This window comes from Solibacillus sp. FSL K6-1523 (assembly GCF_038005225.1).
In the GTDB taxonomy this organism is placed as follows: domain Bacteria; phylum Bacillota; class Bacilli; order Bacillales_A; family Planococcaceae; genus Solibacillus.
Genome location: NZ_JBBOSU010000001.1, coordinates 3,575,182 through 3,596,509 on the forward strand (window position 1 = coordinate 3,575,182; position 21,328 = coordinate 3,596,509).

Below are 21,328 nucleotides of genomic sequence, written 5' to 3' on the forward strand. Positions count from 1 at the left end.
AGATACCCTTTTATTTAGTTGCTACTCTTTTTTAGTTGTTCCACTATTTTTGCCGTATTGACAAGTATTTTTGCTGCTTCTGCACGCGTGATTGGCTTACTTGGCATATAATTGCCTTCTGAACCTTCTGCGATGCCCAGTTCATACAACATAGAAATCGCATTTTTTGTTTCTTTATCATACTTGCCGATATCACTAAATGGAGCGATTTGCATTGGGCTGTATGGCTTGCCTGTAAGCATTTCGTACGTGCGATACAAAATTAATGCAAATTGTGCACGAGTAATTTGGCTCGTTGGATTAAACTTGCCATTATCGCCTTTTACAAGTCCCAATTGGAAAGCCACATTAATTTCTGCCTGCACTTCTTTCGTATAATCTTTTATATCCGTGAAGCTCGTTGTATAACTAGGCTCTAACTGAAGCATCCGCACAAGAATCGAAATGGACTGAGCGCGTGTTAAGTTGTCTTTCGGTCCAAAACGTCCGTCATCATACCCTTTAAAGATGCCCATTGCTGCGGCTTGTTGAATAAAATCTGCAGCCCAGTAATCTGGTGTGATGTCAGAAAAGTGAATTGGAGCTGGATCTGATTTTAGCTCTTGTTGCGGTTCTGGTGTTGACTCTGGTGTTGATTTAGGCTCGGATTCTGGATTGGGCTCTAGTTTTGATTCAAGCTCGGATTCTGGTTTGAGCTCTGGCTTTGATTCAAGCTCGGATTTTGGTGTTGATTCTTTTTCTGATTCTGGTGTTGGGCTTGGCTCTGGGGTCGGAACATAGCTCCCACCATCGCCACCTGAAGTACTATTCAAAGTCCATTTGGCATATAAAGTTGTCGGTTCCGTTACAACATCTTTTGTGAAATCCCACACTGTTGCGAATTTTGCATCTTTATACCAGCCAGCAAATGTAGAGCCTTGTTTCATTGGTGTTACTGGAGGTATTGCCATTTTTTCATAAGCAACCGTTTGGGTAACGACCGTGCTTCCTCCGTTTGATTCAAAAGATAACTCATAACTTCCGACTTCCCATTTCGCATACAACGTCATATTTGCTATTACTACATCTTTCCCAAAACTCCACTTCGTTGTTAAATCTGCATCTACATACCAACCTGCAAATATAAAACCCATTTTTGTTGGAGGTATCGCTGGTTCTAAAATGAATGATTGAGACTCCACCACGGCTTCTAGTATCGCCGTTCCTCCGTTCGTATTAAATGTCACTGTATGTTCCCACTTCGCATACAACGTCATACTTTCCGTTACAACATCTGTCGCAAAATTCCACTTCGTTGTTAAATCTGCATCTGCATACCAGCCAGCAAATGTAGAACCTATTTTCGTTGGAGGTATTGCTGGCTCTAGGATGATTGATTGAGACTCCACCACGGCTTCTAGTATCACCGTTCCTCCATTCGTATTAAATGCCACTGTATGTTCCCACTTCGCATACAGCGTCATATTCGCCTTCACTACATCTGTCCCAAAATTCCACTTCGTTGTTAAATCTGCATCTGCATACCAACCTGCAAATGTAGCGCCCGTTTTCGTTGGAAGTACTGTTGGCTCTAAGATGATTGATTGAGGCTCTGCCACGACTTCTGGTATCACCGTTCCTCCATTCGTATTAAATGTAACTGTATGTTCCCACTTCGCATACAGCGCCATATTCGCCTTCACTACATCTGTTGCAAAATTCCACTTCGTTGTTAAACCTGCATCTGCATACCAACCTGCAAATGTAGAGTCTGTTTTCCTTGGTGGCACTATTGGCTCTGGGATGAATGATTGAGGCTCTACCACGATTTCTGGTATCGCTGTTCCACCATTCGTATTAAATGTAACTGTATGTTCCCACTTCGCATACAGCGTCATATTTGCTGTCACTACATCTGTCGCAAAATTCCACTTCGTTGTTAAACCTGCATCTGCATACCAACCTGCGAAAGTATAATCTAATTTCGTCGGAGGCACTGTTGGCTCTGAAATGGATGATTGACTCAATACCATAACGTCTGATATCGCCGTTCCTCCATTGGTATCAAACGTAACTGTATGTTCCCACTTCGCATATAGCGTCATACTTCTCGTTACTACATCTGTCGCAAAATTCCACCTCGTTGTTAAATCTGCATCTGTATACCAACCTGCAAATGTAGCGCCCGTTTTCGTTGGGGGTACTGCTGGTTCTAGGATGATTGATTGAGTCAATGCTCTAACATCTGATATCGACGTTCCTCCATTGGTATCAAATATAACCGTATGTTCCCACTTCGCGTACAATGTCGTATTTGCTATCACTACATCTGTCGCAAAATTCCACTTCGTTGTTAAACCTGCATCTGCATACCAACCTGCAAATGTAGAGTCAGTTTTCGTTGGAGGCACTATTGGCTCTGGGATGAATGTTTGAGGCTCCACCGCGATTTCTGGTATTGCTGTTCCACCATTCGTATCAAATGTAACTGTATGCTCCCACTTCGCATATAACGTCATATTTTTCTTCACTACATCTGTCGCAAAATTCCATTTCGTTTTGAAACCAGTATCTGTATACCAACCCGCAAATATAGCGCCTGTTTTCGTCGGGGATACTATTGGCTCTGGAATTAATGATTGAGTTGCTACAATAATCCCGGGTATCATTGTACCTCCAGTAGGATCGAATGTAACTGCATGTTCCCATATTGCATATAGCGTGACATTCGCTGCACTTATATCAAACGTTTCATTTGGCATATAGTTTATTCCGCTACCATCTGCTTTTGTATTCCAGCCGTTAAATGTAAATCCAATTTTCACTAGACTTCCTACATTGCCGACGACTTTGACACTTTCTCCAGATTTATAGATTAAACTATCTACTGGGGGATGCCCTCCAGTAGCTCCGTTTTCGTCATAGTTTATTTTATATCCCCATTTCGCATACAACATCATATCCTTAGTCACTACATCGGTTTCAAAGTTCCACTTATTTGTGAACATATCATCTTTATACCAGCCACCAAATGTATATCCTGGTTGCGTTGGTACAGTAGGTTCTTTAGCCTTAGTATTGTATGCTAGCGTCTGCTTCGCTACAGTGCTACCTCCATTTGTATCAAACGATAACGTATACTGCGCTACATCCCACTTTGCATACAACATAGTAGTTACTAATTTTATATTAAACGTCTCATTTGGCATATAGTTTGTTCCACTACCATCTGTTTTTGTATTCCAACCTTTAAAAGTATATCCGACCCTTTCCAAACCTCCAGTATTACCTGCTACTTCTACACTTTCCCCATACTTATATAATTGATTATTTACTGGGGGATGTCCTCCTGTAGACCCATTTCCGTCATAACTTACTGTATATCCCTGTTTCGAATAAATCGTCATCGGTGCTGGAACTAGGTTATCCCATCGAACTGTATATGCTTGATCCACATACCATCCTATAAAAGGAGAAGGTTTGACCTGACCATAAAACGTATACGGAGATATTGTTAGTTTTCCGTTAAATTGAACTTGATGTAGCTGATTACTAGAAAATGCATAATCTACTATCCTCTTGACACTTGCTGGGATTATCACATTCTCTAGCTGGTTATCTGAAAATGTATACTTCTCTATACTTATGATGCTTTCGGGAATCGTCACATTCTTTAGACGGTTCTTAAAAAACGCATAAGCTCCTATACTCGTGACACTTTCGGGGATTGTCGCACTCTCTAGCTTATTATAAGAAAATGCAGACTCTCCTATACTTGTGACACTTGCTGGAATCGTTACATTCTCTAGTTGATTTTTAGAAAATGCAGAATCCCCTATTTTCGTAACACTTGTGGGAATTGTTACACTCTTTAATTGATTTTCAGCAAATGTATGTTTATCAATAATCGTGACGCCCTCGGGAATCGTTACATCCTCAAGCTTATTTTGATAAAATGCCATTCCCCCTATACTTGTGACACTTGCTGGGATTGTCACACTCTCTAACTGATTTTGATAAAAAGCACCATACTCTATATTAGTGACGCTTGCTGGAATTACCACACTCTTTAATTTATTATGTGAAAATGTATACACCCCTATATTCGCGACATTTCCGGGGATTACCACACTCTCTAGCTGATTACCAGAAAATGCAGAACTTCCTATACTCGTAACGCTTTCAGGGATTATCACTCTCTTTAAAAGATTTTCAGTAAATGCTTGGATTCCTATTTTCGTGACACCTTCGGGAATTGTTACACTCTCTAACCGATTTTTAGAAAATGCGGAACTCTCTATACTCGTGACCGTTGCTGGAATTACCACACTCTTTAAAAGATTTCCAGCAAATACACCCGACTCTAAAACCGTAATACCTTCAGGAATCGTCACACTCTCTAACTGGTTATTCGAAAATGCCCCCCCCCCTATTTCCTTGATACTTTCAGGGATTGTTACGCTTTTTAGTAGATTTTGAGAAAATGCACCAGATTCTATTCTCGTAACACTTTCGGGAATTGTCACACTCTCTAGCTTATTTTTTGAAAATGTACCCACATTTATACTTACGATATTATCCGGAATCGTCACATTTTTTAGCTGATTCTCTGAAAATGCATTATTTCCTATATACTTGAGGCTTTCTGACATTGTTACACTTTCTAACTGATTCAAATAAAATGCATGATCTCCTATAAACCCAGCTTTTGCAAGGATTTTCGCGCTCTTTAGTTTATTATGAGAAAATGCAAAACTCCCAATACTTGAGACATTTTCAGGGATCGTCACACTCTCTAGCAAATTGCTTGAAAATGCATGCTTCTCTATACTTTTGACACCTTCGGGGATTATCACATTCTTAAGTTGATTACCAGAAAATGCAGAATGCCCTATTCTCGTGACACTTTCAGGAATTATCACGCTTTCTAGCTTTTTATTATCAAACGCACTAGTTCCTATTTCTGTAACTAGTTTTCCTCCAATTGTATCCGGGATTACTACATCTGTTGATTGTCCTATATATTTGGAAATAGAAACCCCCCCGATACTATTTTCAATTTTAAAGTCCGATTCCTTATTCGCTATTGCTTGGACTTCCAAACTACTAAGTTGGGAAGTTGGTGGCGAGAGCATAGGCGCCGTTGCAATTTGAATGCGGCGCTTTTCGATGACTGTTTGATCTGTTACCCTGAACCAAATATCGTGTTCGCCCGTATCCTCCAATAGTAGTGGCTCAGTTGGATCATATGATTTCCATGTAGCACCTAGATCTTGTGATAGTTCTATGCCCGCACTATCAGGAGAAGTTATCGCCACTTGAATCGTGACAGGACTTGTCGCGACATTACCTTCTACATAAGGCTGTCCGTTCTCCGTCATTATAATGGTCAATTCGTTACTGTTGGTCTGTGCGAACACTGGCAAACTCCCTAATAAGGTTTGCGAGAGTAGTAAACAGATGGCCAACATTGACAGTGTTTTATGAAGACTGTTTTTCATAATCATTCTCCCTCTATTATTCTTTTCCACTGTAGCAAAACAAGAGTGCTAACACTCATTCTCTAAAAAAAGAGCCTGCTCACTTCCACTATAAAACAGAAAAAAAATTTGCAATACTGACGAATGTTAATGATTGGACTATTAACATTTGAAAATATGCAGACAAAAAATATGCCTAGCTATCCACCTGATTTAGTGAGATAGCCAAGCACATTCTTCTATCTACGCTTTATATGCTCTTGCTACGTAATAAGCGATTGAACCGTTTCCTGAGTTGCAACGAATGCTTAATTTGAGGCCGTTTTTTTCATCTTCCCAGAATTGCTTATTCTTAACTGTAGTCTTTTCAGCAACTGTTTTAGCATTTTCATCTATGGCACAGTAACAGTTATTATCTTTCATAATAGAAGTTAACGGACATTCTACGCCGAAAGAAAGTTGAGTACTTGTATTACCATATTTCATTGTAAAGCCATATTGTGTTCCTACTAAAGCCATTTCTTTCTTCTCCGTTGCAATAAATCCCGCAACAGGGTATTTACTAGCCCCAGGGATTTCGATACCGGCTGGAATAGGCGATGTCATTAGCACTGGCTTTCCGTGAACATTGTGATCCCCTACAAACGTAAGAGGCTTGTCCAATTCATTGATTAGCAACACTAGAGCATTTGCTGGTTTTACCATAAAATAAATAATTGGAATAATGACAGATACGATGACAAGAGTTGCTACCGCGACAACTACTTGAACTGTTGCAAATGCAACACCAGCAAGAGCCACGACCGCTTCTGCTGCTCCAGCCACCAATATTGCTATAGCTTCTGAAGTGGCTAAAGAGCCAATTCCTAGCGCACCAGAAAGGAGAATTTTTGCAGCCACAATACCTGCCTCGTCGTTTTCCATACCTTTTAATCGTCCTAGACCATCAATAAGTATTTTCATTTGATTTTTTATATCATCACCAGTCGCATTTACGAGAAATTCATAAGTCTCCTTTTTCAAAAGAATTGGTGCTGTTTGATCATTTGCCGCCAGTTCAGAAATATCCTTCCCTAGAGCATCAGCCAAAGCTTGCTTGCTTTCTTCAATAAAAGCAGCTTGAAGCTTATTGATTTCCTCTTGGGAAGTTGCCTTCTCAAGCTTTGTTGCATAATCTGGGAATAAAGAACGGAACCCCTGTTTTAACTTAAGATCAATATCAATTGTAGTGTGCATAAATTACTAACCTCCAATGATTTTTACAATTATCATACTCGCGTTCGTGAACATGGCTAAATTGTTCAATGTAAATCCCTCTCATCTATATAGTTGAGAGAATTCTACATCTTTAAATGTTGATAAAAGAAAAACTCCTTCCTTTTAGTTTGATACTGTCCTTTCCTTAGTACCTATCTTCTACTGTAAAATAGAAATTACATATGCAATACTGACGAATGTTAATATTTTACTATTAACATCTATAAAATTTGTAGATTTTATATTAGAATTATATATAAGATATATTTCTAAATATTTCTAAAAAACAACTGATGTTCACAAGATATTTTTTGAACATAAGGAGGCTACAAAATGCCAATTTTATTACGATCTTCTAAAACAAATATCCCTCAAAGTATGCCTGAAACTGTGGAAAGAACGAGATTATATGAAACTTTTCGAAATAATACGCTCAAAAAGGTAACGATATTACGTGCCCCCGCAGGCTATGGAAAAACAACACTACTCAATCAATGGCTCAAACATACAAAAGAGCAAATCGCATGGGTGTCTGTAGATTTTGCCGATAATGACCCCATTCGTTTTTGGACATACGTTGTACATGCGGTAGCTAATGCTAGTCAATCCGATCTTGACAAAGTGCTCAAACCACTCTTTCAATCACAAGACGTGGCTACTTTTGAATTTCTAATTGACGCGCTATTACATGAGTTCAATGCTATGGAAGAAAACTTACATATTGTAATGGACGACTATCATTTAATAGAAAATACTTTAATTCACCAAATGATGACGCAACTTATCGAGCAGCTCCCTGAACATGTCCACGTCTATCTAACGACACGCACAGCATTGCCACTACCTATTGCAAAATGGCGAGCTAAACAATGGTTATGTGAGTTGAATACGGATCAATTACGCTTTACCTATCAGGAAGCAAGACAATTTTATGCCATGAAAAATTTAACCTTACACAACCAGGAAAATCTTCAACTCATTGTGGAACGGACGGAAGGTTGGATAGCAGGCTTATTGTTGGCTAGTTTATCTACCAATCCAGAGTCGGAACAGCATTGGAATATGCCAGAACAGCCATATGTTTCTGAATTTTTATTGCAGGAAATTATTACGACTCTCTCACCACCTACACAAGAGTTTCTTCTACGTACATCGTTATTAAATGAGCTAGATCCTTCTATTTGTAATACACTTACGCAGCGAATTGATAGCTATGAACTGCTTGAAGAATTAGAAGAGAAAGGGCTTTTTATCATTCGATTACAGTCAGCAAAATCAGTTTTTCGCTACCATCATTTATTTGCGGAAGTTTTGCAAAACGAATTCAAAAGAAGGTATTCAGTACAACAAGTAACACAATTTGCTTCTGAAACAGCTACTCTCTTGCATGACGTTGGGGATTTCGTCTCAGCTATTGAACTCGCACTGCAACATGATTTTTTCGAACAGGCGGATTTATGGATTACAGAACATCTTACGGAGCTTTACTTGTCTGGCCAAACGGCAACCTTTATGCGTTGGTTGCATCATTTACGGAGTAGTTCCTATACCGTTCCCTATGAAATGCTCGTCATGGGCGTTATCACTTCTCTTTCTACATCAGATATAGAAGTAGCTTCCTCACTTATGCAGGAACTTGAAATTCGCCAACATACGGAGCAATGGATGGATCAGATAGAAAATGAAGCCATAGCGAATATTTATGAAACTGTAAAGGCATATGCCATCATATCGACAGGTGGAGATTTACAACTAGCCAAAGAAATTATCCAAAAACAACTTACCAAAGAAACTGTGCCCTCTCGTTGGGATGAAGTACCGATGCAATATAATCTTTTCGAATATAAACTGTTACGTACAAGTATAGGCTCGAAAGGAAAACTGCCAACAATGGAAGATGGAACAGCCATTGCCAATTTCTTTCGAGAAACTACTACTATTATCACAGCATTTAGCTATGGTGTATCAGCAGAATCTTTATATGAACGGAACTTAATCGACCTTACAAAGAAAGAAGTCGAATTAGCGATTCAATACGGTTACCAGTATAAGGACCCTGGCCTACTGATCCCTATGTATTTATTAAAGGCGAAAATTTATATATACGAAAAGCAATTAATTTCTGCTCAAGCTATGCTGAGACAAGTAACGGAAAGCGTCAAGGAAAAACATTGGTTGATGACCCTCCGTATAATGCAGGCTTATTGTTATGTATTAGCAGGTGATATTAAGAATGCCGAGATGGAATTACTTGCAACGAAAACAAATCAGCCCTTTTGGATGCTTGTAAACGCGCGATTATTACTATTGAAGGAACAACCTGAGGATGCTTTAATGATTGTCATCCAAACGAAAACAAAAGCACAGTTCGACCATCAAGTTGCTACTATTATAGAGGCTTCTGTTCTTGAGGTAATTTGTCATAACAGAATGGGGAATACAGACATTGCATTAGCCATTTTACATGAAGCATTAGAACAAAGCGCTCCCTATTTCTACATTCGTACATTTTTAGATGAAGAAGAAATCCATCCTCTTCTAGAACGTTATTTTAAACAATTGCAAGAAGATGATTCTAAACGGAAATCTATTTCGCTGTATTATTTACAACAGCTTCAAATAGATAAAAGCACAAACATTAGCTTTGACAATGTACTGACATTACGTGAACAAGAAGTGTTCAATTTATTAGCTGAAGGAGTTACGAATCGTGAAATCGCAGACCAGCTACACCTATCAGAAGGGACTGTGCGCGTTTACTTATCGACTATTTATAGTAAGCTTGGTGTCAACTCACGAGCAAAAGCCATACTTTTTAAGAAGCAATAACAATGCGCTGTCCCAATAGGGAATACACCAGATGAGTATAAGGATTTTTATAAAAGACAGTTAGGGGTTTTCCTTATAGTAAATATTATTATTTATTGTAATAATAGTAGATAAGATCACTCCGACAAATCCATTATTTATTTGAAAAGAGGGCATAATGATGATTTCAATTCAAACTTGTTATTCAACACCTTTGCTCTCTTCAAAAAAATAATGATTAAGAACAATGGTAATTTATAGTAGTTTAGTAGGAAAACCAGATGAACAAACGTTGAAATTAGTCGATTTTTATAGCAAACTAGCTGCTTTGACTATAAAAATTTCAAACGGTAGTACTGTAACGCCCCTTTATTCATTTGAAATAGATACACGTTTTAATGAAAGACTAATAAATTGATTATAACGCTAGATTATCAATCTGAACGTGAATAACGTAATGGGTGCACAAACAATAAAAGATGGCTCCTGTGCAATACAAGAAACCATCTTTTAGTTGATATAAATGTTTTTTGAACTATTTCCCATTGCTGCCTAACTAATGTTTTCTAACGCATAATACATAACTTTAAGCGCTGTGGAGTCATTTATTTATAAAACTTTATTTCTATTTTACGATAGTACCAGGTACAAGGACAATTCTTTCGTTCGTATCAATCACATTTCCAATACAGTGAACTTATCCTTATTCTTTAGGTTGCAAATCCTCAATTGAGTCGATATTCATATATTCCGGTACAACAAATCCATTCTTAGTACCTTTTAAGTTCTCTCCTAAATCGACAATGTCTTCCTTAAGTTTTTCATAAAAAGACTGGTGTGTTGACGGTAACCAAGGAGCTACCGTTGCATCCGCTTTACCAGTAGCGATTGCCTGGAACATAATTGCAGGATCAACTGGTGTCACTTTAACAACGTATCCTAGTTCTTCTAATACTGCTTCAATTACACTACTAGAAGCCCTTTCTGTATCCCATGGAGTAGACACGATTTCAATTTCTTTTCCATCTACTTTATTGATACCTTCTGTCCATTCATTCACTCTATCTCGGTTTTCTTCTATCCATTTCATCGCTGCCTCTTCAAAAGAAACGTTTTGCGCATCATACATTACAGCTTCCATATCTTCTGGTTCCCAATAGAATCTATCAAGAACTGTATATGCCTCAGGTAGGTCATTTTCCAAGCCTTTTCGCACAAGTGTATTGATATTTTCCACTCCACCTAATGTCCCTTTAGGATCCTCCAAAAATTTCAAATCGTGTGCTGTAAACTTCCAGTGTGGTGTCCATCCGGTAATAATAATTGGTTCTTTATTATCAATAGCTTGTTTCAATGAAACTAACATTCCAGCCGTTGAACTTTCTATAAGTTCCCAACCCTTTAAGTTTTCATATTCCTCTAAAGTATTTCTTGAAAGTTCAGTTAACCCTGCTCCTGGTTCAATACCTATAATCTTATATTCTACTTGTTCCCCAATGCTTGCAGTATTTTCTGATGAATTCTCGTTATTTGGCTTACTATCTTCATTACCACACCCTGTTAAAAGTAATGAAATAGCAACCCCTAAAGTAACGCTTAACGACTTTAATTTCCTCATGTTAACATCTCCCTTATTAAAAGATTGAGTTCAACCTCAAGCAATTCGAGGAAAGGATTTTTCCCTAAAAATTACCTAACGATCAAAAAGTAACAACTTCATATTACCAAGAGGTTGTTACTTTAGTCAATAAATTCCGCCTATTTTTTTCGCGCAAAATAATCTGGTCCTAGTTAATTATTGTTTCACATTTCTCACCGAATTTTAATAATATTTACACTATTCTCTCATCTTCTCCCTTTATACTTGTAATATCAACTAGCGGAGGTTATGTAAAATGAAAAAGATGATAATGATACCAGCATTAGCGGGTGTACTTGCGCTTAGCGGCGTTGCAATGACTGGAAACACGGTGGAAGCTTCTACTAATGGGTTCATCGCAATGGAAAAAGCAAGAGCAATTGCAGTAAAATCAGTCGGTGGAAACGTAACGGATATTGAATTAAAGCGTAAAAAATCAGGTGGGACATACGAGGTTGAGGTTCAATCGAAAGGTTACGAATATGAACTTGTAATCCATGCGAAAACAGGGAAAATTTTGAGTAAAGACAAAGACGACCTAGATGATTTAGATGACGATGATGTGATTAAATTCAATAAGAAGTTTATTACAGCTGCAGCTGCTGAGAAAATTGCGTTAAAAAAAGCAAAGGGCACTGTCGTAAAAGTGGCATTGGAAAATGACGATAATCGCGTCATCTATGAAATTGAAATTGAAAGCAATACAAATGAATACGACTTCGATATCGACGCACTTTCAGGTAAAATTCTGGATTTTGACAAAGATAAAAAAGACGATTAATTAAGAAACCACATTTCGCACGATTTGGCGTGTGAAATGTGGTTTTCTTATGTTAGATTATGCAGATTGAATTGAAATTGCTTATCCTTCAATATAATTTGCTTCGAGTAAACGTGCAATTTTCATCGTTTTTTCTAAAACAACTGGATGTGAAACTGCTACGTAAATTTTACCTTCAAAAAAGCGGAATGGGATTTTTACATCTTCTAATTGCCACATGAAAAAGTCGCCTTTAATCTTCATATGTACACCGTCTTGACTCGCACCAAATGAATCTTTGTATTCGAAATCTGATTTTTTCGCGAAGAAGCTTTGGCATTCCTCTAAGCTTAGTGTTGGATTCCCCTTTTTATCAAGACGTGTAATTTTGTATCGTGTATTCATCAAACAAGCTACTCCTGAAATCCTAATTATCGCTTCATTATAAACGGTCGAATTTGATTAGGCAAAAGCCGGGATTTGATTATAAAGAAAACGAACCTACCATTTTGAATTTGATGGAGAGGTTCATTTGTTTCCTAAAATTAGATAAATCCTTTTATTCGCTTAGTAACTTTCCAGTTTTCATCATTTTGTTCGCAGGATACGATTGCTCTGACACCTTTTTCTTCTGATTCATTCGAATATATATATTATTCGAGATGAGAGAGATTAGAATAAAAGTGATTCCAATAATTTCAATGGAAGTTACTTGATTCCCTTGGATGAATGAAATAACAAGTGTTGTTACCGGAACAAAGTTAATAAACAACAGTCCATTCAATGGCGTTAAAATACTGACACCAATGTTCCAACCTACTAATGCAATAACACCTGGGAAAATAATCATAAATAATAAATGGGGACTTACCAGTTTAATCGTTTCAACTGTTGGTGGCGTAACATATCCCATCAGCGTTATTGCAAACACAATGACAACTGCAGTCAAAGTGCCCATTAAACAACTTAACGCGGAATAGCGGAGCACAGACCATCCTCTAAACTGATTTCCTCCCATTGTATAAATGACCCATCCAATGACTGCAATTAAGATCAGAAGGGATGGAATAATATCATCCGTTGCCGAAAGAAACGCGACGATATTCCCTTTTGTAATAACAAGCATTGCGCCGATAAAGGCTACTAAAACACATAACAGAGTAAATGCATAAGGGCGACTTCTATGTAACATCCATACAATAACAATGGATATCATCGGCATTAATGATTCCATAATCGATGCAACCATTACCCCTGGCTCACCTAATAAATCTTCTCCCCAGAAAATGAGTAAATTATAAACTGTAAATGCCATTGTTCCGAAAAACCACAGCGATGTTGCTTTTCCTTCGAATTGAAAAGCCTCTTTCCCTTCCTTCCAATAGAGAATTATTACTAAAATAACCGTCACTGCCCCGTAACGGAAAATAGTAAAGTAGAAGGGATCAATATATTGAAAAGCATGATGAGCTACTGGAAACATCGCTCCCCATGACACACTTGCAATAAAACATAAAAAAGCACCTAATAAAATATTATTCTTCATCCCACTATTAGCCCCTTTCACAATATCGCCATATTCATTAAACCCCACAATCATCCATCATGTAAAATGAACTAAAATGATGTTTAATATCATTTTTAGTGATACCATAAAGAAAATGACGAATGAGGTGAAACAATGGAATTAAAAGATTTTGAGATTTTCCAAAAGGTCGCCGAAAAAGGAACCGTTACCGAAGCCGCAAAAGAATTAAGTTATGTACAGTCAAATATTACATCGAGAATCCAAAAGCTCGAAGCGGAACTAAATACACCTTTGTTCAACCGACATAATCGGGGCATGAGTTTAACACCTGAGGGGAAAAAATTATTAGTATATTGCGATAAGATATTATCCTTAACAAACGAGATGATAAAAGTTGTGCAAAGTAAAGAGGAACCTTCTGGGAAGTTAGAAATCGGTACAGTTGAAACGGTCATTAAACTACCGACCATTCTCTCAACGTACACGAAAAAGTATAAAAATGTGGATTTGTCGCTTTTTTCTGGTGTGACTGAAAAGTTGCAAGATGATGTATTAAAACATCAGATTGACGGGGCTTTTGTGACAGAAATAGCCCCCCACCCAGAGCTTGTTTACCATGATGTTTTTCAAGAAGAGCTTGTATTAATATCCGATGTAAACACGACATCTATCGAGCAACTCATACATGAGCCATTCTTATGTTTTGGCAAGGGATGTGGTTACCGCGCAAGACTTGAAGCCTGGTATAAAGATCAACATATTATCCCTCAAAAAGTAATGGAGTTTGGCACATTAGAAACGATATTAAGCAGTGTTGTCGTCGGCCTTGGTATTACATTTGTTCCAAAATCAACCGTTTTACATTTAGAGAAAAAGGGACTCATTCACTGCCATTCTCTCCCTGAAAAATATAGCAAAATCAACACGGTTTTCGTTAGAAGATCCAACTCATACCTCACTTCAACGCTTGAAAAATTTATTGAAACGATTGAGTTGAGTAAGGGTGAGAATTAATCGGGCTTGCACATGTTACACAATCAATATGTTATTCTTCCATTATAAAGTTAATTTCCAATCAATTTAGCGAAAGGGATTTAAATATAATGGCTTTGAAAAATACTTTAACACGAGAAATCAAAGAAGAATATAAAAGACAATACTTAAATAGACCTTTTATCGTAGCAATCGACGGTTTAGGTGGTGCTGGAAAAACTACGCTTGTTCATCAACTAAAAAATGAACTAGATCATGTAGTTATTATTCATATTGACGACCTTATTGTTGAAAAAGCTTTAAGATATAATACGGGTCATAATGAATGGTTTGAATATTTTCAGTTACAATGGGATGGTATTTATTTAAAAGAAAATTTATTCGAAAAACTACATCAAAACAGTAAACAATTGCGTTTGCCATTTTACAATAAAGAGGACGATACCTCGACATTCCAAACTATTACTATTCCATTAAATTGTATTGTAATCATTGAAGGTGTTTTTCTTTTGAGGGAAGAATGGAAGTCATATTATGATTATATAATATTCCTAGATTGTCCTAAGGAAGTGCGATATGAACGTGTACTTCAACGTGACACATATATAGGCGATTTTGAAGAACGTTTAAGGAAATATCAAAATAGATATTGGAAAGCAGAGGATTATTATACTGAAAAACAAAACCCTATGAAACTTGCTCATAGGATTCACCACTCATAATGTTCAAATTAATAACCAACTCGATAATATTAATTTAGGACATGTGCATAAAATAATTACATACACATGTCCTTTCTTTTGTTAGTACAAAACCGCTTTGCTCGCGGACCAATCAGCTAGTATCATCTGACTTACCGGTCCCCTCTTATTATTATAAAATTCCTTCACTAGTAACAAAAATTAATTAAAAACCGTCGTCGGTGTCGCCTCTTTCACGATGATTAAGCCATCATAAGCTTCGTTCGGTATCATTTCAATCGTATAAAACATCTTTGTGAACTTATACCAAGAGCGAAAATCATCCCCAACATTCCCCATTTTCTGTTCAGTTGATAGGATTGCTTTTAACTTTTGTGATGCACTCGCTTTCTCAAAATCTACATAAAAAATATTTTCCTCTACGTCCCGGAAAGCATCTACTAAATCATTATGATGTACCAGTGTATAATTCTCTCGCTCCCCCGATCCGCCATTTAGTGCTTGGAATGTATTATCGATAAAGTCTGTGCCAATCGCAAAATATGCCTCGCCGTAAATCTCATCTAAATAATCGCCCATTGCTTTGTAACCTGCTAATGACGCCGATGTTTTTTCAATATGCCCATTATGTCCCGAAATGAGCACTTTATCATGCCCGCACGCTGCTTCAAAATCAACAATCCATTGCAAGTTTTCTGCTAAATATTGATCTCGCAAATGGGCATAATTACTATCATTTAAAAATAGCTGTGTACGTTGCTTCATTATTTGTACGTATTGTGAAGCCATCGCAAAGCTTTCTTCAGATGATTGCCGAATATATGCTGTACGATTTGCTTGTAAATCTGATAGGATTGCATCCATTGTGGCATCTAGTTCCTCCAGCTGGCTGTTCGTTAATTCACGCATTGTCTCATTCGAAACATGCTCCGACTTTGCCGCATAACCTTTCGCCTCATCCCCGTTCACTTTTCCAAAATAACTTAGTAATCCTTCTTTACTATAGTCATAGCGCTGCATATCATTGCCGTAAAAATAAACTTTCTCATTTTCATCTACCGACTTGTTATAATCATGCATCCATTGCACAAACGCGATCATCTGCTCTGTTCGGTAAATGCTATAATCAAGTGCATTAACCGCCTCTTCCGCTGTACCATTACCAGTTAAAATAAACTGATTAATTTGCTGCGCACCGCCAAAGTCCCCTTCTAACACAAAAACACGAACATCTTCATTCACTATTAATGCTTGAAATAAATCCTTTTTCAATTCCTGAAATTCAATATTACCGTGTGTCGCTTCACCAAAACCAATGACTTTCACATCATCAGGAATATCGATATTTTCGATTGTCGATGTATATTGAGCTACACCCTCTTCCGCCTGCCCACTGCCACACCCCGCTAGAAAAACAGAAAGGGTGATTGATACCGTTAAAAACCAATCTTTTTTTAACACAAACATTCCTCCCCTAAAAGTTAAATCGTTTTTCGTTGGAAGTATAAATAGCCGCCAATGAAAAATAACAGAAAACTACCACCTACAACCGTTAATAATTGATCCCATGGTACAAAAAATACATCGCCTGTGTTCCCTCCTATATTCATCATAAAAAAGGGTTGTACCCACGGATAGTAAGGACCAAATTGTTCAGAATTCGCAACGATTATCGCTGGTAAGGTAAAAATGACGTTCACTGCAAACGGAGCAGCAAAGCTTTTAAACATGATGGACATCCACAATTGCAATGCAACTAAGGGAAAAGTCGCTACCCATCCTCCAAAAATACTTTTCCAAACAATTTCGAGCGGAAATGGATCTGTATAACCTTTTACCATGCCTACCGCGTATATAGACATTAAATATAATACTTGCATCGTCATAATTAGTAGCATGATTAATACATACTTCGCTACAAATACTCTTCCCCTAGTGACAGGCAATGCTAAAAGTTGTTTCCAGCCACCAGCTTGATGCTCATATCGACAAATGATGCTTGCTAAAATACCCGAAATAAGTGGCAAAAATAATAATGCATACGTTAAATTCATCGAAATTAATGCAAAATACCATTTATTCATACCGAGATATTCCTCATAATTGACCGCTAATCCTATAAAAAGCCCGATTATCGGTGCCGCAAAAATTAGCGGGATCATTTTCGATTTTCTTAATTTATACCATTCAGACTGCAGTATCTTGTGCATTATTTCACATCCCTTCTCGTGAAATCAATCATTCCAACGATATATAATAGAACCCCTACACCTATACCTAATGCGACATTGATGAGTGGTTCATTCCATTCATTCATTAACGATGGCCATTTCCAAATCATCCAATCTGGCAAATAGTATGCTGAAAAAGCAAAGATCACACCAAACACCCCAGCAGTAATGGGAATCGCTTGATTTTGACTAACAGTGGCAATCCAAAGCTGCAATGCCAATACTGGTAATGACGCCAAAAATGGATAATAACTAGACTTGATTAGCTCCGTATATGGAATATCCGCTCCCAAATCTAAATACACTCCGTAAGCAAAAGATAAAACCATCAACAGCGAAGAAGATACAAATAATAAGATCGTGAGCACTGTAAATTTAGATAAATACACCGTCATTTTGGATACTGGTAAAGCGATTAATTGCTTCCATGCATTCGTTTCATTTTCAATACTCGCCATGAAAGATGTTAAGATGGCGATTCCCAAAATAAGTGCAAGTGGGGTAAACCCATGGACATTGCCTAAATAATAGCCCCAATCATCCTCGCTTTGCTGTAGTAAATAGTCTTTTCTTATTCCGTAATTGACCATTTGTAGCGCCACTACACCAACAGGACCTAAAACGGTTAAAAACCATAAGCCCTTTCGTTTAATTTTTAGGAAGTCAGATGTCAACAGTTTGCCCATCATACAGCTTGCACTCCTGCCGTCATTTGAAGGAAAATTTCTTCCAATGATTGTTTTTCTTCCTCTATGCGATAAATCGAGAAGCCGTCTTGCACAAGAATTTGGCAAATTTGTGCTACTTTTTCATCGGAGCATTCATCGAGTACAATTTGTCCCTCTTTGCATTCTGCTTTAATACCATTCGCCACTAACGAACGCCATGCTTGCTCACTTTTATTCACCTTGAACAGTACTTTTGGTTGTGCATGCATTCGCATTGCTTCAATTGAATCTTGGAAAATCATTTTCCCTTTCGACACAATCCCAACCGTCGTCGCCATTTGATCAATTTCAGACAATAAATGACTCGAAATCACAACCGTCATCCCATATTCAGAAGGTAGTCGCTTAATTAAATTTCGGATTTCAATAATGCCAGATGGATCAAGCCCATTTGTTGGTTCATCTAAAATTAATAATTCTGGATTGTGTAATAGAGAGGCAGCAATACCTAAACGCTGCTTCATACCAAGCGAAAATCCTTTCACTTTTTTGTTCGCTGCCTCTGTTAAACGTACAATGGCTAATACTTCATCAATGCGCGCTTTTGGCACACCTAAAACTTTCCGTAACGCTTCTAAATTTTCGTATGCCGTTAAATGCGGATAATAGGATGGATTTTCAACTAACGAACCAATTTTCGATAATATTTCAATTCGATCCTTCGTTACATCCTTTTGGAAAATTTTTATCTTGCCAGATGTTGGCTTCATTAATCCTAAAAGCATACGAATGGTCGTTGTTTTTCCCGCACCATTTGGGCCTAAAAATCCGTATATTTCCCCTTTACGAATTTTTAAATCTAACCCCGATACCGCTAGCTCTTTCCCAAATCGTTTTGATAAATTTTCTGTTTGTACGATATATTCCATTTCCCTCACCTCTTTATTTAGCATAAGGAATGAAGTTTAAAACGAGGTATGTGCGAAGTTTAAATTTCGTTTAAAAAAAGAGGATTTTGAAAGTAATTCAGGTAGTGAGCGTGGTTTGGCTAGTAACTGCACTAATTCGGCTAGTTTCAACTGGTAAATGGCTAGTTTACTGAAAAAGTTGGCTAGTTACAGCAAGATATTAGTGAAGGGCCAAAAAAGCTGCACGAAAATTCATTCGGACAGCTTCTTACGTCGTATAATTTTAATGATGGTGCCAGATTCACTTGAGGTGATGTCCCAATCAAGCTCCATCCCCTTCACCATAATATCCACAATGGACAATCCAATTCCTGCACCTTTTGCATCGGATTCGTTGTTCATTCCTTTACCACAATCGGAAATGATAAATGCATCATAGTGCGCTGTTGATTCTGTTTTAATCCCAATATATTGTCCACTGCTCGCATGCCGTAATACATTTTGAAAGAAATTATCAAATATACGACCTAACCAAAGGGGATCTACTTGCCAGTTATTGTCCTCAAATGAATGGAGCGCTACATCTATTTCAAAGCCTTCCTTTTCAAAGACAGGATACCACGTCGTCATATGCTCCCGTGCAAAACGAATGACATTGATTTCTTTTGGTTCAAAATTATATTTACTTGCCATGAGTAATGTATACGACATTAAATTTTCCATTAATCCATCAATATTAACAATCGACGTTTCCAAAGCTTTCACTGCGTTTTTTCCTTCAGCTGATAACTCCTCTTTACTAATCGTATACGTTTGTGCCCGTACTTTCGTCAATGGCGTTCGTAAATCATGAGATAAATTCGCGATTAATTCCCGCCGCAATTGTTCTTCTTGTTGCTCACGATTTTCACTTTCCCTTAGCTCGAACACCATGCGATTAAAGCTATGTTCCAGTTGCCCAATTTCATCCTTCTTTTTCACAGGTATCTCGATTGGTAATCCATCTACATCACGGATTTCCATCGCATCTTGTAGCTTTAATAAACGCTTTCGTATGCTTCTAAAAAATAAAAAGGATACACTAATAAAAAATAAAATAATCGCAATAACCCCGAAAAATAAAATAGACCCATAATGATTGTATACAGTCATTAGTGGTGGAGAAAACAGCGATTTTGGTATTTCTAAAACAATAAAGCCATTCGCTTCATCTTCTCCAAGAAACGCAATAACGGTAAAAGGGTCTCCTCCATATCGTGCTTTAATAAACTTAGTCGTATAGGCAGGTGTCCACTGAGCAGGAAGTTGCTCGTGCACATTTACTTTTGTTAGTAATGCCCCCTGCTCACTTACCCAAATCATAGTTGCTTCAGGATATTGCTGTTCCCAGCTCTTAAAATGCCGGGAGATTGCTTCAGGATCAACGTTTTTTATTTCATTCGCTTCTGCATGCCATTTTTCTTCAATTTTATTTTCATGGATGATTTCTTCACCGTATCTTACATTTAAGTTTTCTTTATTAGCTATCCCTAATACAAAAATACCAATAATTAAATACGCTATTTGAACAATGGACATCGCTAATACAATAATCAGCATATATTTCGCTAATAATGAACGGAAAAATTTCATAGTTTCACCCGATATCCGATGCCACGAATCGTTTCGATAATGAGTGGCTTCGCTGGATTTACTTCAATTTTCTCTCTTAAATATCGGATATGAACCATTAATGTTTTATCCCCTTCTATGTAAGCCTCTTCCCAAACCCCTTCATAAAGCTGTTCTTTTGTAAGAATTTGATTTAAGTGGCGAATAAAATATTGAAATAAATAAAACTGTTTGTTCGTTAATTGAATTTCTTCATTCGTCAAATTGTCCATAATTCGCATCTCTTTTGTATGTATTTTTAAGTGCTGCAAGTCTAATACATCATCATTCTTTTGATATCTTCTAAGTAATACTTCAACCCGCGCTACTAATTCATCTGGGTGGAATGGTTTTGTTAAATAATCATCCGCAAAATTTAACCCCTCAATTTTATCCTCCACCGCTGTGCGGGCGGAAAGCATTAAAATAGGCAATTCATTATTTTCCCTCTTTATTCTTTTTCCGATTGAAAAGCCATCTAGTCCAGGCAGCATCACATCCAAAATGACCACATCGGCAGATCCAATGTAATGCTCAACACCTTCACCAGACTCTAGCCATGTAACAGCAAATCCTCTTTCTGTTAACTCTTTCGTCACCCATCCCCCAATTTCTTTTTCATCTTCAATGTACAAAATACGAAACAATTGCTTTCATCTCCTGTTTTACATCCATTTTGAATTATTATACATTTAAGTGAAAAATCACTCAATTTATAACTTTAGC

Annotated in this window: 15 protein-coding genes; 4 read left to right on the forward strand and 11 right to left on the reverse strand. The window is 37.4% G+C overall.

Translation table 11 applies throughout. The features are described from left to right. Window positions 1-14: 14 nt before the first annotated feature. A complete protein-coding gene (locus tag MHI10_RS17270) occupies window positions 15-5,480 on the reverse strand; it encodes an InlB B-repeat-containing protein (RefSeq protein WP_340787558.1) in 5,466 nt (1,821 codons plus the stop codon). Between the two features lie 222 nt (window positions 5,481-5,702). Continuing rightward, the gene (locus tag MHI10_RS17275) at window positions 5,703-6,695 is read right to left on the reverse strand and encodes a hypothetical protein (protein ID WP_340787561.1); all 993 of its coding nucleotides are present in this window, start codon (window positions 6,693-6,695) and stop codon (window positions 5,703-5,705) included. Between the two features lie 354 nt (window positions 6,696-7,049). On the opposite strand from MHI10_RS17275, the gene MHI10_RS17280 reads away from it, so the two are divergent. Continuing rightward, window positions 7,050-9,545 carry a LuxR C-terminal-related transcriptional regulator gene (locus MHI10_RS17280; RefSeq protein WP_340787562.1) on the forward strand — a complete coding sequence of 832 codons (2,496 nt, stop codon included), beginning with the start codon at window positions 7,050-7,052 and terminating at the stop codon, window positions 9,543-9,545. Between the two features lie 682 nt (window positions 9,546-10,227). On the opposite strand, the gene MHI10_RS17285 is transcribed toward MHI10_RS17280, so the two are convergent. Beyond that, window positions 10,228-11,142: a glycine betaine ABC transporter substrate-binding protein gene (locus MHI10_RS17285; RefSeq protein ID WP_340787564.1), complete on the reverse strand. Its 915-nt coding sequence runs from the start codon at window positions 11,140-11,142 to the stop codon at window positions 10,228-10,230. A gap of 277 nt (window positions 11,143-11,419) precedes the next feature. On the opposite strand from MHI10_RS17285, the gene MHI10_RS17290 reads away from it, so the two are divergent. After that, window positions 11,420-11,944, forward strand: coding sequence for a PepSY domain-containing protein (locus MHI10_RS17290; RefSeq protein ID WP_340787566.1), 525 nt, complete (start codon window positions 11,420-11,422; stop codon window positions 11,942-11,944). A gap of 81 nt (window positions 11,945-12,025) precedes the next feature. Here the strand turns inward: MHI10_RS17290 and MHI10_RS17295 are convergent, their stop codons facing one another. Both MHI10_RS17295 and MHI10_RS17300 read right to left on the reverse strand, forming a co-directional pair. Further along, on the reverse strand, window positions 12,026-12,328 hold the full coding sequence (locus tag MHI10_RS17295) for an excinuclease (RefSeq protein WP_340787569.1): 303 nt from the start codon (window positions 12,326-12,328) through the stop codon (window positions 12,026-12,028). 154 nt (window positions 12,329-12,482) lie between these two features. Further along, window positions 12,483-13,469: a DMT family transporter gene (locus MHI10_RS17300; protein WP_340787572.1), complete on the reverse strand. Its 987-nt coding sequence runs from the start codon at window positions 13,467-13,469 to the stop codon at window positions 12,483-12,485. Window positions 13,470-13,604: 135 nt separating this feature from the next. Between MHI10_RS17300 and MHI10_RS17305 the strand changes: the two genes are divergently transcribed. Further along, window positions 13,605-14,465 carry a LysR family transcriptional regulator gene (locus MHI10_RS17305; protein WP_340787573.1) on the forward strand — a complete coding sequence of 287 codons (861 nt, stop codon included), beginning with the start codon at window positions 13,605-13,607 and terminating at the stop codon, window positions 14,463-14,465. An 89-nt stretch (window positions 14,466-14,554) separates the two neighbouring features. Continuing rightward, entirely contained in the window at window positions 14,555-15,166 is a 612-nt protein-coding gene (locus MHI10_RS17310) for a kinase (protein ID WP_340787574.1), read from the forward strand. A 180-nt stretch (window positions 15,167-15,346) separates the two neighbouring features. On the opposite strand, the gene MHI10_RS17315 is transcribed toward MHI10_RS17310, so the two are convergent. The 6 genes from MHI10_RS17315 to MHI10_RS17340 all read right to left on the reverse strand — a co-directional run bounded on the left by MHI10_RS17315 (window position 15,347) and on the right by MHI10_RS17340 (window position 21,249). Further along, the gene (locus MHI10_RS17315; protein ID WP_445683194.1) at window positions 15,347-16,612 is read right to left on the reverse strand and encodes an erythromycin esterase family protein; all 1,266 of its coding nucleotides are present in this window, start codon (window positions 16,610-16,612) and stop codon (window positions 15,347-15,349) included. Window positions 16,613-16,626: 14 nt separating this feature from the next. Continuing rightward, window positions 16,627-17,355, reverse strand: a complete 729-nt coding sequence (locus MHI10_RS17320) for an ABC transporter permease (protein ID WP_340787578.1) — start codon at window positions 17,353-17,355, stop codon at window positions 16,627-16,629. Then, on the reverse strand, window positions 17,355-18,065 hold the full coding sequence (locus tag MHI10_RS17325) for an ABC transporter permease (RefSeq protein ID WP_340787580.1): 711 nt from the start codon (window positions 18,063-18,065) through the stop codon (window positions 17,355-17,357). The genes MHI10_RS17320 and MHI10_RS17325 overlap by 1 nt, the downstream gene beginning before the upstream one ends. After that, complete coding sequence (locus tag MHI10_RS17330) at window positions 18,062-18,973, reverse strand: ABC transporter ATP-binding protein (RefSeq protein WP_340787581.1); 912 nt, start codon at window positions 18,971-18,973, stop codon at window positions 18,062-18,064. Before MHI10_RS17330 ends, MHI10_RS17325 begins: the two co-directional genes overlap by 4 nt. 231 nt (window positions 18,974-19,204) lie before the next feature. Beyond that, complete coding sequence (locus MHI10_RS17335; protein ID WP_340787582.1) at window positions 19,205-20,584, reverse strand: HAMP domain-containing sensor histidine kinase; 1,380 nt, start codon at window positions 20,582-20,584, stop codon at window positions 19,205-19,207. Continuing rightward, complete coding sequence (locus MHI10_RS17340; RefSeq protein ID WP_340787584.1) at window positions 20,581-21,249, reverse strand: response regulator transcription factor; 669 nt, start codon at window positions 21,247-21,249, stop codon at window positions 20,581-20,583. The genes MHI10_RS17335 and MHI10_RS17340 overlap by 4 nt, the downstream gene beginning before the upstream one ends. Between the last annotated feature and the right edge of the window lie 79 nt (window positions 21,250-21,328).